Source organism: Phycisphaerae bacterium (assembly GCA_035275405.1).
Classification (GTDB): domain Bacteria; phylum Planctomycetota; class Phycisphaerae; order UBA1845; family UTPLA1; genus DATEMU01.
The window spans coordinates 17,769-33,823 of sequence record DATEMU010000005.1 but is presented as its reverse complement, the minus strand read 5'-3'; the positions used below and the strand labels follow the sequence as shown (position 1 = coordinate 33,823).

At 62.0% G+C, this 16,055-nt stretch carries 15 protein-coding genes and 1 pseudogene; 3 read left to right on the top strand and 13 right to left on the bottom strand.

Annotated features, from left to right (window positions below; translation table 11 throughout):
• Positions 1-71: 71 nt before the first annotated feature.
• Positions 72-2,090 carry an NAD-dependent DNA ligase LigA gene (gene ligA, locus VJZ71_07980; protein ID HKQ47990.1) on the top strand — a complete coding sequence of 673 codons (2,019 nt, stop codon included), beginning with the start codon at positions 72-74 and terminating at the stop codon, positions 2,088-2,090.
• Positions 2,091-2,094: 4 nt separating this feature from the next.
• Here ligA and VJZ71_07975 read toward each other — a convergent pair whose 3' ends face one another.
• The 4 genes from VJZ71_07975 to galE form a co-directional block, all read right to left on the bottom strand.
• Positions 2,095-2,304 carry a type II toxin-antitoxin system HicB family antitoxin gene (locus VJZ71_07975; GenBank protein ID HKQ47989.1) on the bottom strand — a complete coding sequence of 70 codons (210 nt, stop codon included), beginning with the start codon at positions 2,302-2,304 and terminating at the stop codon, positions 2,095-2,097.
• Complete coding sequence (locus VJZ71_07970; protein HKQ47988.1) at positions 2,301-2,495, bottom strand: type II toxin-antitoxin system HicA family toxin; 195 nt, start codon at positions 2,493-2,495, stop codon at positions 2,301-2,303. The genes VJZ71_07975 and VJZ71_07970 overlap by 4 nt, the downstream gene beginning before the upstream one ends.
• 98 nt (positions 2,496-2,593) lie before the next feature.
• Complete coding sequence (locus VJZ71_07965; protein HKQ47987.1) at positions 2,594-3,505, bottom strand: hypothetical protein; 912 nt, start codon at positions 3,503-3,505, stop codon at positions 2,594-2,596.
• Positions 3,506-3,848: 343 nt separating this feature from the next.
• Complete coding sequence (gene galE / locus VJZ71_07960) at positions 3,849-4,847, bottom strand: UDP-glucose 4-epimerase GalE (GenBank protein ID HKQ47986.1); 999 nt, start codon at positions 4,845-4,847, stop codon at positions 3,849-3,851.
• 224 nt (positions 4,848-5,071) lie between these two features.
• Between galE and VJZ71_07955 the strand changes: the two genes are divergently transcribed.
• The gene (locus tag VJZ71_07955; protein HKQ47985.1) at positions 5,072-5,224 is read left to right on the top strand and encodes a hypothetical protein; all 153 of its coding nucleotides are present in this window, start codon (positions 5,072-5,074) and stop codon (positions 5,222-5,224) included.
• 54 nt (positions 5,225-5,278) lie between these two features.
• On the opposite strand, the gene VJZ71_07950 is transcribed toward VJZ71_07955, so the two are convergent.
• Positions 5,279-5,842, bottom strand: a complete 564-nt coding sequence (locus VJZ71_07950) for a hypothetical protein (protein HKQ47984.1) — start codon at positions 5,840-5,842, stop codon at positions 5,279-5,281.
• 198 nt (positions 5,843-6,040) lie between these two features.
• On the opposite strand from VJZ71_07950, the gene VJZ71_07945 reads away from it, so the two are divergent.
• A complete protein-coding gene (locus VJZ71_07945) occupies positions 6,041-7,099 on the top strand; it encodes a PilT/PilU family type 4a pilus ATPase (GenBank protein HKQ47983.1) in 1,059 nt (352 codons plus the stop codon).
• A gap of 26 nt (positions 7,100-7,125) precedes the next feature.
• On the opposite strand, the gene VJZ71_07940 is transcribed toward VJZ71_07945, so the two are convergent.
• The 8 genes and pseudogenes from VJZ71_07940 to VJZ71_07905 all read right to left on the bottom strand — a co-directional run bounded on the left by VJZ71_07940 (position 7,126) and on the right by VJZ71_07905 (position 15,988).
• The gene (locus VJZ71_07940; GenBank protein HKQ47982.1) at positions 7,126-9,942 is read right to left on the bottom strand and encodes a pitrilysin family protein; all 2,817 of its coding nucleotides are present in this window, start codon (positions 9,940-9,942) and stop codon (positions 7,126-7,128) included.
• A 64-nt stretch (positions 9,943-10,006) separates the two neighbouring features.
• Complete coding sequence (locus VJZ71_07935; GenBank protein ID HKQ47981.1) at positions 10,007-10,384, bottom strand: transposase; 378 nt, start codon at positions 10,382-10,384, stop codon at positions 10,007-10,009.
• Between the two features lie 200 nt (positions 10,385-10,584).
• Positions 10,585-12,300 (bottom strand): glutamine--tRNA ligase/YqeY domain fusion protein, encoded by a 1,716-nt coding sequence (locus VJZ71_07930; protein ID HKQ47980.1) that lies wholly within the window; start codon positions 12,298-12,300, stop codon positions 10,585-10,587.
• 71 nt (positions 12,301-12,371) lie between these two features.
• Positions 12,372-13,097 carry a hypothetical protein gene (locus VJZ71_07925; GenBank protein ID HKQ47979.1) on the bottom strand — a complete coding sequence of 242 codons (726 nt, stop codon included), beginning with the start codon at positions 13,095-13,097 and terminating at the stop codon, positions 12,372-12,374.
• 33 nt (positions 13,098-13,130) lie between these two features.
• Positions 13,131-13,508, bottom strand: a pseudogene (locus tag VJZ71_07920) (deiodinase-like protein).
• Positions 13,509-13,520: 12 nt separating this feature from the next.
• Positions 13,521-13,811 carry a hypothetical protein gene (locus VJZ71_07915; protein ID HKQ47978.1) on the bottom strand — a complete coding sequence of 97 codons (291 nt, stop codon included), beginning with the start codon at positions 13,809-13,811 and terminating at the stop codon, positions 13,521-13,523.
• Between the two features lie 14 nt (positions 13,812-13,825).
• Positions 13,826-15,484: a glutamate--tRNA ligase gene (gene gltX / locus VJZ71_07910; protein HKQ47977.1), complete on the bottom strand. Its 1,659-nt coding sequence runs from the start codon at positions 15,482-15,484 to the stop codon at positions 13,826-13,828.
• Between the two features lie 51 nt (positions 15,485-15,535).
• Positions 15,536-15,988 carry an Rrf2 family transcriptional regulator gene (locus VJZ71_07905; GenBank protein HKQ47976.1) on the bottom strand — a complete coding sequence of 151 codons (453 nt, stop codon included), beginning with the start codon at positions 15,986-15,988 and terminating at the stop codon, positions 15,536-15,538.
• Positions 15,989-16,055: the final 67 nt, after the last annotated feature.

The window sequence follows — 16,055 nt, the reverse complement described above, 5'->3', positions numbered from 1 at the left end:
TTGGCGGGCCACAGGGGGATATCCATGCATTGAGTCGGGTCGCTATATACTGCCTGATCGGGAGTTGCGCCGTGAGTCCTGCCAAAGAGATTGACCAGCTTCGCGAGCAGATTCGGCGCCACGATTACCTCTATTTCGTCGATGCCACACCGGAGATCTCGGATCGCGAGTACGACCGGATTTTTGCGCGGTTGAAGGAGCTGGAGGCGGCGCATCCGGAGCTCGTGACGCCCGATTCGCCGACGCAGCGGGTGGGCGGCGAGCCGCTGGAGGGCTTCGCGCATGTCCGGCACGCACTGCCCATGATGTCGATCGACAACACCTACTCGGAAGAGGAGGTGCGCGAGTTCGATCGGCGCGTCGCGAAGGGGCTGGAGGGGCGGCCCTACGAGTACGTCGTCGAGCCGAAGGTAGATGGCGTCTCGGCGTCGTTGCGCTACGAGAAGGGTCGACTCGTCCTGGCGGCCACGCGGGGCGACGGCCGCACCGGCGACGATATCACGGCGAACATCCGCACGATTCGCGCGGTGCCGCTCAGCCTGCGCGATCGCGGCTGGCCGGAGGTGCTCGAGGCCCGCGGAGAGGTCTATTGGCCGCGCAAGGCCTTCGACGCCTACAACGAGCGGCGCAAGAAGGAGGGCGAGGAGCCCTTTGCCAATCCGCGGAACGCCACGACCGGGACACTCAAATCGCTGGATTCGCGGGCCATCGCCGACCGGCGGCTGGCGTTTGTGACGCACGGGGCGGGCGAGATCGTGGGCCGGGAGTTCAAGACGGGGGATGAGATGTTCAAGGCGTTTCGCGGCTGGGGCCTGCCGGTCAATCCGCACCATCGCGTTTGCAAGGAGATTGAAGCGGTCATCGCGTTCATCGAGGAGTGGGAGCCGCGGCGGCACGAATTGGAGTATGAGACGGACGGGCTGGTCATCAAGGTCAATCGTATCGATCAGCGGGCGATTCTGGGAGTCACCAGCCGCTATCCCCGGTGGTGCATCGCGTACAAGTACGCCGCCGAGCAGGCGGAAAGCCAATTGCTCGCCGTTGATTTCCAGGTGGGCAAGCTGGGGACGATCACCCCGCGGGCGGTCATGGAGCCGATGCAGCTTTCGGGGACGATTGTGCGGCACGCGAGCCTGCACAACTTCGACCAGGTCGAACGGCTGGGCGAGGGGCACGACGGTCTGCGGATCGGGGATACGGTGCTGGTCGAAAAGGCGGGGGAGATCATCCCGCAGGTGCTGAAGATCATGAAGGAGGGCAAGCCGCGGGGCGCGCGGATCAAGCCGCCGACAAAGTGCCCAGTGTGCAAGGGCGACGTCGCCAAGGACGAGGGCGGCGTCTATGTCCGCTGCATCAATCCCGCCTGCGAGGCGCAGCTCAAGGAGCGGCTGCGGTATTTCTGCGGGCGGGACCAGATGGATATCGAAGGGGGCGGGGAGGTGCTGGTGAATCAACTCGTTGATGCCGGGTTGGTGCATCAATATGCGGACCTGTATGGTCTTGCGAAGAAACGCGACAAGTTGCTGGAATTAGAGCGAATGGGGGAGAAGTCAGCAGACAACTTGCTGGCCGGAATCGAGGAGAGCAAAAAGCGGCCACTATCGCGCGTCTTGGCGGCAATGAACATCCGCCACGTCGGTTCGAGTACGGCGGACCTGCTCGCCGAACATTTCGGGGACATGGAGAAGATCGCCAGCGCGACAGTGGACGAATTGGATGAAATCGAGGGCGTCGGTCCGGAGCTGGCGGCATCGATCCATCAATTCTTTAACAGCGAGTCTGGGCGAAAGTCATGGCAGGCCCTGCGCGACGCCGGCGTCAACATAAAAGAGCCGAAGCGACGGACCAGCGGCGCACAGCCGCTCGCCGGTAAGACGGTCGTCGTGACCGGGACGCTGGAGAAGTACAGCCGCGGCGACATTGAGAAGCTGATCAAGGAACTGGGCGGAAAGGCGGCGGGCAGCGTGAGCAAGAAGACGGATTTTCTCGTGTGCGGGGAGGATGCGGGGAGCAAGTTGGACAAGGCGAAGGAGCTGGGGGTGAAGGTCTTGAGCGAGAACGAGTTTTTAGGATTGGTTGGACGCCAATAGCTTCCTACGCGTCGATGTACTCGCATAGGCTGGTCGGCTCCGGGATGGCGACGCCATCCTCTTCGAGCCCTTCGAGATGAAATCGCACGGCTTCGGCGATCTCAGCTTCCACTTCTTCGATCGAATTGCCGGTGGCTACACATCCAGGCAGATCCGGAACGTACGCCGAATAGTTGTTTGGGCCTTTTTCGATCACGATCCCGTAGCGCTTCATGGCGGTCCCTTGAGTTGTGCCTGCTTCAGAATGCTGTTGAGAGATCCCTTCATTATATCATCCCCGGGCTTGCCGGGAACGGTCACTCGACCGGGCTTTGTCGCATGTTTGTACTGCCTGTGACTGCCTCGCGTGGCGACGAGATACCAGCCATCAGCTTCGATCATACGTATGACTTCTCTGACTTTCATTTATCGGGCACTATAACCAAAACCGACTAATGAAAAGGAAAGAGGCCCGCCGAATGGGGCGGGCCTCTCAAAGTGATTCAAAAAAACGATCCAGCGACTTACATCGCCGCGACCATCTTCTCCGCCGCCTTCTTCGCGGCTTCGAATTGCGCCCGGGCCAGCGTCACGCGGGCCGAGGTCTCGCAGTTCAGCTTCTCGCTGCCCACGACGTACTGCACCTTGCCGGCCTTCTTGGCCATCGGGCAGACGTCCTCGGACGAGCCGACTTCCTTGCCGTCCACGACGTACTTCATGTGGACGGTCTTGATCGCGGCGAGGGCCTCGTCGCGGGCCTTGGAGGCCTCCTTCGGGCAGTCAAACGTCTTGCCGAGGACCATGTACTTCACGACCTTGGCGGTCTTCACTTCGGCGTCGATCTGCGCCTGAGTCATGGTCTGGGCCTTGGACTTGCAGCAGGCAGAGGCCGAGGCGCCCGCGGACTGGCAGCAGCCCTTTCCGGAGGCCTTGGCGAGCGTCAACTCCTTCGACTTGCTGCAACCGCCGCTCTTGGCCGCGACGGTGGTCTCTTTCGATTTGCAGCCGTCGGTCTTGGTCGCGACGACCGTCCCCTTGCTGCTGCAGGTGCTCTTGCAGTCCTTGTCGCTGGCAAAGATCACCCGGCCGTCGACCACGGTCGCGACGGTCGTGAACTTCTTGATGTAGCATTCCGACGCACAGGCCAGGGCCTCGGTGGCCTTGTCCTTGCAGTCGAACTTCTCGCCGGCGACGGCATAGACGATCTTGGCGTCGTGCGATTTCGCGGCCTTGTCCGCGGCCGACGGGCACTCGTAGGTCTCGTCGCCGACCATCATGACGATCTTCGGAAAATCGCCGATCATGCTGCTGCATGACGACGCGGAGGCCGTCTTGGCTTCCTTGTGTGCGCCGCAGCCCGGTCCGGCCCATGCGGCCGACACGCCCAAGCCACACGCGACGATTAACGCCAACGCCACGATTCCTGCTCGTTTCATACTTCGCTCCCTGTTAAAAAAAGACCTACTGACGGCTCACCGAAGGCCAAGGCCCGCGCTACTTAGAACGGGACGCCCGGACCCTTTGTACGCATGATGGCAGTGAAAGTTCCTCGCCGGCGTATTTCCCTCGTTCCCGCCGGTTTCGGCCATTATAGACCGCCAGCGTTTTTGATGCACCCCGGGCGGTCGGGTTTCGCCGAATTCTGCCATTTTGCTGATAGTCGCGTTCCTAAGTTGGAGCCCGTCATGACCGTGTAACATTCCACGGCGAGGGAAATCGCGCCTTGACAATAGGTTACGATTCGAGGCCGGCAGTTGCCTGGCGATATTGGCAACCGTCTCACCGCGTCGGCCGGTCGTCGAACCCTCTGGGGTGCTCGCGATGCCATTCCCACGCACTCGCCACGATGGGTTCGAGCGTCTCAAACCGGGGGACCCAGCCTAGTTCCCGGCGAATCTTGGTCGAATCCGCACACAAGACCGGCACATCGCCCTCGCGGCGCGGAGATTCTTCGACCGGGATGGCATGTCCCGTGATCTTGCGGGCGACCTCCACCACCTCGCGGACGGTCGCTCCCTGCCCCGTGCCCGCGTTGTAGGCGCGGGCCTCGCCGGTCTGGACGACCTCGATCGCCTTCAGGTGCGCCGCCGCCAGGTCCTCGACGTGGACGTAGTCGCGGACGCAGGTGCCGTCGGGGGTCGGGTAGTCCGTCCCGAAGATCTTCACGTGCGGCCGCTGGCCCAAGGCGACCATCAGCACATTAGGGATCAGATGCGTCTCGGGGTGGTGGTCCTCGCCGATCGTGCCATCCGCCGCGGCGCCGGCCGCATTGAAATAGCGCAGGGCGACGTAGCCGAGACCCCACGCTGCCGCCGAGTCCGCCAGGGCCCACTCGACCGCGAGCTTCGCCCGGGCGTAGGGGCTGGCCGGCCGCTGCGGCATGTCCTCGGTGATCGGCATCCGCTCGGGCACGCCGTAGGTCGCGCACGTGGAGCTGAAGACCATCCGCTTAACGCCGTGCTGCTCCATGGCGGAGAGGAGTTTGACCGAATTGCCGACGTTGTTTTCGTAGAAGCGCAGCGGGTGCAGGACCGACTCGCCGACTTCGATGAACGCCGCGAAGTGCATGACCGCGTCGAAGCGGCCGAGCGAGAAAAGGCCCTCGAGCAGATCGATGTCCTCCAGCTCGCCGACGACGAGCCGTGCGTCACTGGGCACGGCGGCGGCGTGACCGGCGGAGAGGTTGTCGAGGACGGTGACGTCATGTTTGGCGGCCAGGAGGGCGCGGACGCAGTGGCTGCCAACGTAACCCGCTCCGCCTGTGACGAGGACTTTCATCCGGAATTCCAATTCCCACGATGCTGCCGCTGATCGCGCTCGCAGGCGGCAACTCTTGCGCGGAGCGCCTATCTTGGCGGAAAAGAGAGAGTTACGGAAGAGCCGTTACCCGCGCCGACATGGATCGCGCTGGGCTTTTATGAATGACGGGCGAATGCCGATATTTTCAGTGAACAAGCCGTGAGGGCGCACCCTCACATCCACTCGCACAGGAGAGCAAAATCATGGATGCAAACATCATCTGCTCGGCGGTCAGCCCGATCCTCGGTTTCTATCAGGGCTTCCTCGATTTCTTCTTCGGGTTCATCAGCTTCGTCGGCATCCCCGCGCCGAGCATCTCCTCGCTCGTCGGTGGCATTTTTGGCTGCGCGGCCTGACGCTCGAAGAAGTCTGTACCGACTATTGGGTGGCCCCCGCGCCCATCGTCCCGCTCATTTCTTAGCGGCGAGATGCGGCGCCCACGGTCGGCCATCGGGCAGCTTGAGCGAGTTGATCAGGGCCTGATACTTGGGCGCGCTGATGAATTCGACGTGGCCGTCTTGGAACAGTGCATGGCCGCCATTGTCTCCACGATGGAGGGGGTATTCGTATGCGATCACTTGACGGGGGTCGGATTCGATTCCATACCCGGGAACATAGAAGTACGATGTCTGCCCTGCGGCTGCGAGGGGGCAAACAAACTGTTTCGGTACCGTCGTGCCGGCATCATCAAGGGTCTTTTGCCAATCCAAACCCGCATCTGGAAACATCGCTCCCGAGGATTTTTCTTGGGCATAGATGTACAATGCTTGTCCGATCCCTCTTAGTTGTGCGCTGCAATATGTTCGTGGGGATACACACTTCGTTTGAGTTGGAAACGCGAGGAGCACGATCCCCAAGCTGCTCGCACCCAGCAGCGTGATGACGATCCAACCCAAAAGGGTCAATGAACTGCGCTTTCTAATTAGGGCCGGGGCGTAGCTCAACAATTCCGGATCACGGGGTTCCTCAACCATAATAGAGAATATACCACGCGCACTCGAATGGCGAGCGACTGCCTCAGGTCGCGCCTATGGCTCGGATCGCCGCATTTTCCGGATTCAGAGAGGGTTTCTAAAAAAATCCTGCGACCCTATCTTTCGTAGTAGGTATCATACGGGAGGCCTTTCGACAGCGTCCTCCTCGCTGTCAAAGCTGCAAAAAGTACGATGGAAATGAATCTTACTCAGCTTCTAACGAACATGCATGGGATGCAGGCGTCCGACCTGCATCTGGTCGCCGGGTATCCGCCGATGTATCGCATCCATGGCGAACTGGCGGCGGCGGACGGGGCCGCGATCCCGAAAGGCGGCGTTTTGCCGCTCGTCGCCGCGATCGCGCCGCCGGAAGTCAAATCGCGGCTCGATGGGCAGACCGACCTCGACTTTGCCATGCAGATCGGCGAGGGACCGGGGGCGCAGCGGTTTCGCGTTAACGTCTTTTCGGCGCGCGGGGAGAGCGGGGCTTGCATCCGCGCGATCCCCGGCGAGATTCCGGGCCTCACCGATCTGGGCTTTCCCGCTGAACTGGCCGAGCGGATCGTCGTCCTCAAGAACGGCCTCGTCCTCGTGACCGGCATCACCGGCAGCGGCAAGACGACGAGCATCGCGGCGCTGATCCAGCTTCTCAACGCGCGCGGCGGTTGTCGCATCATCACCATCGAGGAGCCGATCGAATACCTCTACCCGCCGACGACCGGCAGCCTCGTTACCCAGCGCGAGGTCGGCACCGACGTGCCCAGCTTCTACGACGGCCTGCGTTACGGTCTGCGGCAGGACCCGGACGTCCTGCTCGTCGGGGAGATTCGTGACCGCGAGACGGCGCAGCTTGCCCTGTCCGCGGCGGAGACGGGGCACCTGATCTTCGCGACGCTGCACACGCCGGACGCCAAGGGGGCGGTCTCGCGGCTCATCGACCTGTTTCCGCCGGAGCAGCACGACGACATCCGCACGCAGCTTTCGATGAGCCTGCGGTACGTCATCGCCCAGCATCTGCTGCCCACGGACGCGGGCGGGCGACGGGTGCTGGGGCTGGAGGTAATGGTCGCGAACTTCGCGGTGCGAAGCGCGATTCGCGCGGGCAAGATCGAGGGCCTGGACTCGGCGATTCAGAGCGGCCGGCGCGACGGCATGTGGCCGCTGGACGCGGACCTCAAGCGGCTGCTGCTCGAAGGGAAGATCAGCATCGACACGGCACGGTCGTTCGCGAAGGACCCGGAAGAGTTCGGGCGATGATCACAACCGCATTCGCGGCCGATGCATTATCCCGCGCTTCCTGATGGCGCCGGCTCGGCGGCGGGCGGCGTTACTTCCTGCAAATCGCCCGCCTGGATGTTGATGAACTTGTCCGCATTTATGTGTTTTCGCGCGGCGGAGTTCACGTCGTCCACGCTCAGGGCGTCGATCTTGTCCATCTGCTCCTGCATGAACTTCATCGTGCGGCCGATGTAGGTCTGCCGCGCGAGCATTCCCGCCAGGGCGCCATCCTGCGATAATTGAACCTTGACCTGCTGAGCGTAGCCCTTCTTGGCGTCGTCCAGTTCCTTTTGCGTGATGCCATCCTTGAGGAATTTTTGCAATTCTTCCTGGGCGGCCTTCATCGCCGGGCCCGCGTTTTCCGGATTGCAGTTGGCGAAGATCATCAGGCTCCCCGCCCGGTCTTGCGACGGAACGCTCAGCGCGGAACTGACCGAATAGGAGAAGCCTTCCTTCTGCCGCAGACGATTGAGCAGCCGCGAGTCGCCGCCCTGGCCGAGGATCATGTTGCCCATCTGCGCGGCGGGGTATTCGGGCTCGTCGTCGCGCAGCTCCAGCGTGGTGCCCAGCAGGATCAGGGCCATGGCCTTGTCGGGCGTCTTGAGGATGACGTCCTCTGGCGTGATCTCGTGATACGCCATCGCCACGCGCTCGAAGGGCTTCGGGCTCTTCCAGCCGGCGAGGATCTTGTCGAACTGACCGGTCAAGTCGCCCGGCTCAAATGCGCCGACGGCGGCCAGTTCGCCGAAACTCGCGCCGACCAGATCGGAATAGACCTTTTTCACGTCTTCCAGCTTGACCGCCTTGGTCCGTTCGATCTCTTCGTCAATGGTGGGCACGTAGCGGATATCGTCGGACGAGTAAGGCGACGTTTTTCGCCGCAGGGCGTTCATCGCCTGCATCGTAGGCTCCGAGCGGCGCTGCTCGATGCCGCTGACCCGCTGCTTCTTGAGCTTGTCGAACTCGTCCTGCGGGAAGGCGGGCTCGCGGAGCATCTCGCCGACCAGGGCGATGACCTTGGGCAGGTTCTCGCGCGTGGCTTCGATCGATACGGAGAGCGTTCCCAGCGCCCCGCCGCCCGCGCCGAACATGCGACCGCCGCGCCGGCCCCCTCCGCCGCCGCCGCTGCCGATGCGAACGTTGGCCTTGAGCTTGTCCAATTCGTCCGCGACCTCACGCCGCGTGTGCTTGGTCGTGCCGCGTTCCAGCATGGGGGCGATGAACTCGGCGGCGTCGGTGCGGCCCTTCAGCGTCGATTCGCTGCCGTAATGCAGGACCAATTCCACAAAGGCACGATCGCCGCGGCTCTTCTTCGCAAGCAGGGCCGTCTTGATCCCGTTGGCCAACTGACCGCGCTGTGTCCGCGCTTCAATTGCCATCGGCGTCGCTTCGATCGCCTCGCCTGCGGCGACGGCCGTCTCGCCCTTGTAGTCCTTGAGCATGGTGATGACGTCCGGCGGCGGCGGGACCGTGGTCCGCTCGGGCTCCTTCGTTGGCAGGAAGACGCCGACGGTGCGATTGCTCGGCTTGAGGTAGTGCGCCGCGACGCGCTGGACATCCTCCGGCGTCACCTTCTTCATGCGGTCGCGGTACAGGAACATCAGCCGCCAGTCGCCCTGCGCCGCCCAATTTGAGATCGTGACGCCGACGCGGCCGCTGTCACCCATGAGCATTTCGAACTGCTTGAGGTATGAGTTCTTGGCCCGCTCGACTTCTTCGCGCGTCACATCCTCCGTTGTCATCTTGTCGATCGTGGCCAGCAGCGTCTTGCGGACCGGCTCCAGGGGCTTGTCGGCCTCCACCTGGGCGGAAAACGAGATCAAACCGGGGTCAAAGAGCGACTCAGCGGAGGCCCGGACCTGCGTGGCCATCTGGGTTTCGATGAGGGCCTTGTACAAACGGCCTGTCTGGGTGGTATCCATGATGTTGGCCAGAACATCCAGCGCCGGCATGTCCTCGTGTGTCCCGGAGCAGATGTGATACGCCGCGCCGATGGCCTGGATGTCGCCCACGCGCTGCAGCGTCACTTCGCGCTCGCCGTCCTGCGCGGGTTCGACGGTGTACGTCGCGTCGAGGACTCGCGTCGGCTTGGGGATGGCCCCGTAGATTTCGTTGATGCGGGCCAGCGTCTTGGCCTCGTCGAACTGACCGGCGACGACGAGCATCGCGTTGTCCGGCTGGTAGAATTTCTTGTAGAACGCCTGGAGCCGGTCGATGGGCACGCGCTCGATGTCCTCGCGCGAGCCGATCGTGCTCTTGCCGTAGTTGTGCCAGAGATACGCCGTGGACCAGATGCGCTCTTCGAGGACGGCCAGCGGATTGTTCTCGCCCATCTCGAACTCGTTGCGAACGACGCTGAACTCGGACTCGAGGTCTTTCTTGGCGATGTGGCTGTTGACCATGCGGTCAGCCTCAAGCTTCAGGCCGAATTCCAGGTTCTCCGGCGTCGCGGCCATCGTCTCGAAGTAGTTCGTGCGGTCGAAGGAGGTCGTGCCGTTAAAACTCGCCCCATGGTCCTCGAGCGACTTCCAGACCTGCGGGTGATTCGGCGTGCCCTTGAAGACCATGTGTTCCAGCAGGTGGGCCATTCCCGTCTCGCCATAGCCCTCGTGCCGCGAGCCGACGAAGTAGGTAATGTTGACCGTCACGGTCGGCTTGGACGGGTCAGAGAAGAGCAGCACCTTGAGACCGTTGGCGAGGCGGTACTCGGTGATGCCCTCGACGGTGGTGATCTTTTCCGGCTTGTTCGCGGCGAAAATGGCCGGCGTCGAATAGGCAGCGACGACCAAGGCGACGACGAACGAACGCAGGAACGATTTCATGGTTTTTCCTCCGGGGTTAGTTGAGGGCTGAATTGTAACGCTTAAGGCGAAAATATGCGAAGGGCTAGTGGGGCGGGCGTCCCTGCCCGCCCGACCGATCGACAAATAGGTCTTTGAACATCTCATGAACGCCCATCCACGAGTAATCCGTCAACTCCGGCCATCGCTTGAATGGATTGTTCAGCATGTAATAGAGCTTTTGGTAGAACTCCGCTTCATCGCGAACAATCCGGTCGAACGACTCATCTTGCCAAACGCGTCCCTTTCTATTGTGCGAGCGTTGTGCGCGGTTCGCTGTGAAGGACTTCCAAGAATGGGTAATGGCCTCGAGTAAATTATCACCGCAGGGCTGCACCAAGACATGGACGTGGTCATTCATGACAACATAGGCCATGAGTTGGTAGCGCTCGTCAGCGAAATGTTCCAACGCAGAGACGACCAAGCTCCTCTCGTCTGGACGAAGCTCTGGCTGGCCGGGGAACAAGCGCCATGTCACAAAGTATGTTGCCCCCGTTAGTCTCCAATGAGGCAGGCAGCGTTCGTATCCATCAAACACCGACCGCTTAAGGCCTGGAGCGGGTATGCCCGCAGAATGGGCGGGCAGGGACGCCGGCCCCACTTCATCCTGGCCCTGATCTCGATTCACTTCTTCTTTTCCAACTTCGCCCACGTATCCTTGAGCGAAACGGTGCGGTTGAAGATGAGCGTGCCGGGCTTGGAATCCGGGTCCACGCAGAAGTAACCGTGCCGCTCGAACTGGCAGCGGTGGCCGGGCTGGGCGGACGCGATGCTCGGCTCCAGCTTGCAGCCGGTCAGCGTTTCCAGCGAGTTGGGGTTGAGGTTCGTTTTGTAATCGACGCCCTCGGGCACGTCCGTCGGATCGGGAACGCTGAAGAGGTGATCGTACAGCCGCACCTCCGCGTCGATCGCGTGCGCGGCCGAGACCCAGTGCAGCGTCGCCTTTACTTTGCGACCGTCCGGCGAGTCGCCGCCGCGAGTGGCGGGGTCGTAGGTGCAGCGAAGCTCCGTCACCTCGCCGGTCGCCGGGTCCTTCACGACGCCGGTGCACTTGACGTAGTACGCATACCGCAGCCGCACCTCGTTGCCGGGGAATAACCGGAAGAAGCCCTTCGGCGGCTCCTCGCGGAAGTCGTCGCGCTCGACGTAGAGCACGCGGGAGAACGGAACCTTGCGCGTGCCGGCGGAGGCATCCTCGGGGTTGTTGACCGCGTCGAGATCCTCCGATGCGCACTCAGGATAATTCTCGATCACGAGCTTGAGCGGGCGGAGGACGCCCATCACCCGCGGGGCGGTCTTGTTCAACTCGTCGCGGGCGGCGTTTTCCAGGCGGACGACTTCAATCATGCTGTTGAACTTCGCCACGCCAATGTCGGCGCAGAAGGCGCGGATGATCTCCGGTGTGTACCCGCGCCGCCGCAGACCGCAGATCGTCGGCAGGCGCGGGTCATCCCAGCCGCGGACGTAGTTGCCCTTGACCAGCTCCAGCAGCTTCCGTTTGCTCATCAGAGTATGCGTCAGCGAGAGCCGGGCGAACTCGATCTGCTGCGGGTGGGGAATCTTTTTGCCCCACGGCCCGCTGCCGTCGTCGGTCCGGCCCTCGTTGATCGCGTCCAGGAACCAGTCGTAGAGCGGTCGGTGGTTCTCGAACTCCAGCGTGCAGATCGAGTGCGTGATCCCCTCGATCGCGTCTTCGTTGCCGTGCGCCCAGTCGTACATTGGGTAGATGCACCACTTGTTGCCCTGGCGATGGTGCTCGGCGTGGACGATGCGGTACATGATCGGATCGCGCAGATTGAAATTCGCGCTGGCCATGTCGATCTTCGCGCGGAGCGTCCGTGAGCCGTCAGGGAATTCGCCCTTGCGCATGCGGTCGAAGAGGTCGAGATTCTCATCGGCGGGTCGATCACGGAAAGGGCTGTTCCTGCCCGGCTTGGTCAGCGGGCCGCGATACTCCTTTGCTTGTTCGCCGGTCAGGTCGCAGACATAGGCCTTGCCCTTCTTGATCAACTCGACCGCCCAGTCATACATCTGCTGAAAGTAGTCGCTGGCGTATAGCAGCCGGTCGCCCCAATCCGCCCCCAGCCAGCGGGCATCCTCGATGATCGCCTGGACGTACTCGTGCTCCTCCTTCTCCGGGTTCGTGTCGTCGAAGCGCAGGTTGAACTTCCCGCCGAACTCCTTGGCCAGCCCGTAGTTCAAGTTGATGCTCTTGGCATGGCCGATGTGCAGGTACCCGTTCGGCTCCGGCGGAAAGCGCGTGTGGACCCGACCGCCCCATTTTCCGGTGCGGTTGTCCTCGGCGATGATGTCCTGGATGAAGTGGGTTGATTCGCTCACGTCATGTCCTCGCCTATGAGGCAGACATGATAAGGAGGCGAAGAGAGGAATGCACGTCAAAGAGCAGCTACTCAACGATCATAGCGCTGCGGGACCAAGTGCCGAAGCTCGCCATCGATAATTGCTCGGGCAAGTTCGCGTTCGCGAGGCTCAAGGAATATCCAATCTTGGCCTTCAATTCCCCAAGGGTTGCGTGGGGAATTCAGAATTCTCTCTAGCTTCCTCCAATATTGGGTAGCCACGACGGGACGGTTGGGGGATAGGTAACAGACATTCCGATTTGATTCCGAACCGAGCGCAAATCGTTGACGATAGACATGAAACGACGCGACCTCTGAAGGAGGATAATAGCCCGAAATCAGGGGAATGATGCGCACCTGTTCGAGTGGAACGACTATGGGGAGAGGTATGACCCAAAACGGTACTGCCGCAAGTGTGTACAGTGGATTGCTCCCTAACGCGGCGAGGCCGTATCCCCAAGCAATCTCGTTCGGAACAAGCCACAAGATCGAAAGATTCCACTCTTCCGGCAAAGTGGCCTTTCCATTGGCCACATGGACAAGTCGGCAAGAGACTTCGTCTGTTGAAAAACCATGCCAGTCCCATGCCTTGGATCGGCAGACAATCGCCCACCCCGAGCATTTTAGTTTTTCTGACTGCTTGTCGCGGAATTCAATTGTATCGCCGCTACCGATGCCGCGAACCGGAAGCACGGCGATAGGGACGGGAATGATGCAACCCGCGCTGAACAGCGCAAGAATGAACAGCAGCGCGATCGACAGACATTTGAGGATCATTCGGCGGGCCTCGGCCAATCGGTAGAGCCGTCATCATCGTAGATTCTTCTTCAACCACGCCTCGGCCTCGGCGGGTTTGAAGCCGAACGGCCCTTGACCGCCGGCGTAGGCGATGCGGCCTTCGCGATCGACGATGAAGATTCGCTCCGGCCAGGCGGCGTACAATCCGTCCACCCGGTTATCGATCGAATCGACGACCGTCGGCATTGTGAGTGAGAGCTTGTTGCAGCACTGCCGGGCCACATCATGACGCGCCTCGAGCGTCTTCGGCTGCGCGAACAGGACGCCCTCCTCTTCATTGACCGGCATCCGCCATTCGTCTGTCGGGTGCGCCTCGCGGACATACACGAAGAGGAACGCGGCGCGGTCGCGATAGCTTTGGTACATTTTCTCGAGGGCGCCAGACTGGCGCCGGAAGGGCGGTCAGGTGAAGCTGCCGAAGATCAGCACCAGCGGGTGCTCGCCGCGATGCCGGCTCATTGTGAGCGACTGATTGCCGTCGACGCTCGGCAAGCTGAAGTCGGGCGCGACCGCGCCGACGATCGGCGCGGGCCGGGCCATCAGCTGCTTGACTTCCTCCCAATTCGGCGGGCGCTCGGAGGCCGGGGCGCTGTCCATCTTCTTGACGAACATCGCCATCGGATCTTCGCGCTTGCAACCCAAAATCAAGGTCAACGCCAGGACAAACGAAAGTGTGATCGTGCGTTTCGCCATAATACACTGCTACTCTATTGCGATGGGTTTCGGGTTTCCAGGCAACGCCGAATTCGCCGCAGCGTTCGCTCCTTGCTGAGCAGCGCCAGCGTCTCCCCGATCGCCGGGCTGATCGTTCGGCCGGTCAGGGCGACACGGAGGGGTTGGGCGACGTCGTTGGTCTTCGCGCCGGTTTGTTCGCAGATCTCCTTGACCAGCGCGTCGATCCGCTCAGCGGTCCATGGCTCCAACGATTCGAGCGGTGGCAGCAGGCGTTCCAACATCGCGTAGCCCGCGCCTTCTTTCTTCTCCAGCACGTCCTTGACTGCCTTGGGGTCGTATTGCACGGACTCGTCCGGGGCGAAGAGGATGCCGACCTTAAGGTCGATATCGTGAAACGTGCGGAAGCCCTTGCACACGCGGAGCACGTCGGCAAGCGTCTTGTCGTCGAGCGACGCGAGCGGCGATCCGCCCGCTTGCGCGTAATCGCGAAAGCCCGCCAACAGCCGCTCCGGCGCCGCCTCCGCGCAATAGACCGTATTCATCGCCAGGAGCTTCTCGCGATCGAACCGGCCCGCTGTTTTATTGATCCGGTCGAGGCTGAACTCGGCGGTCATCTCCTCGCGCGTGAGCATTTCGCGATCGCCGCCGGGCGACCAGCCGATCAGGGCGACGAAGTTCGCCAGCGCCTCAGGTAGATAACCACTCGCGCGGAAATCGTGGACGTCAATCTCAGGAATTTCGACTCCGGCAGCCGTCGCGAGCCGCCCGACCTGCGTCATGTCCAATTCGGTCTCGGCCTTGTCGAGCCACGCTGTCGCCGCCGCTGCTTTGCATTCAGCGATCCGCGCCACGTCGTCCGCCGTCCATTTGCCCTGTTTGATCAGGTTCTTCGTCGCCGTTCGTACAACCTTGTGCTTGTCACGCTTGGACATCTTCGTCCCGTCGATGTTGAACACGAGCGGCAGATGCGCGTAACGCGGCGGCGCGTAGCCGAGGGCTCGCTGCATGAACACGTGTTTGGGCGTGTTCATCAGGTGCTCCTGCGCCCGCAGAACGTGCGTGATCTGCATCGCCGCGTCATCCACCACGACCGCGAAGTGATACGTCGGCCACCCGTTGGATTTCACGATGACGAGGTCTTCGATTTCCCCCGCGGCAAAAGTCACGTCGCCGAGGATTTCATCGTGGACGGTGATGGGCTCAAGGGGCGTCTTGAAACGGATGACAACGGGCCGGCCCTCGGACCGCGCCCGCGCCGCGTCCGCCTCGGTAGGCAACACCTTCGGCCGTGGATACTTGAACGACTGCTTCAGCGCCGTCGCCTCCCGGCGCATCGCCTCCAACTCCTCCGCTGTGTCGAAGGCATAGTAGGCATCGCCGGAGGCCAGCAGTTTCTTTGCCGCGGCGTCGTACAAATCCCGCCGCTCACTCTGCCGATACGGTCCCAGCGGCCCACCGATGTCCGGTCCCTCGTCATAATCGATTCCGAGCCACCGCAAATCGTCGATCAGCTTCTGCTCGGCCCCCTCGATGTTACGCAGGATGTCCGTATCCTCGATGCGCAGGATAAATCGCCCGCCATGCTGCCGGCAGAACAACCAGTTGAACAGCGCGGTCCGTGCCCCGCCCACGTGCAGATACCCCGTCGGCGAGGGAGCAAAGCGCGCACGGATCGTGTTATCTCCGGACATACCGGCATGATGCTCCGACCGTCATCATAGTTCAAGCGGGGGAGAATTCGGTCATTTTCGGCGAGCGACCGGGCGGCCGGAGCGGGCGCGTTTGCGATCCTGCGACCGGACGAGATCGGCCAGCGTCGTGTGATCCAGCATGCGCTCAATGTGCTGCCGGACCTCGACCCATTCGTCGTGTTGCGGGCAATGCTGGGTATCGTCGCAGGACGAAAAGCCGAGAATGCATTGCTGAATCCGCTGAGGGCCGTCCACCGCATCGACGATCTGACGAAGGGTGATCTTCTCCGGCGGGCGCTCCAGGGCAAAGCCGCCCCCGCGTCCCTTGGCGGAGATGAGAATCTTCTCGCGAACGAGCGTTTGGAGGATCTTCCCCACGAAGTGCGCCGGCAATTCGTCGCCCCCCACGACCTTGCGCAGGAGCAGGAATCTCCCGTCCGGCGCCTGGCGGGCCATATTCATCAACGCACGAATGCCATATTCGCAACCGGTCGAGTAGATCATCGGTCAGCCCGAACCTCCGGCCAAAGATCGGAGTCAGTCTAACAGCCGCGGCCCGCGCATGCAACGG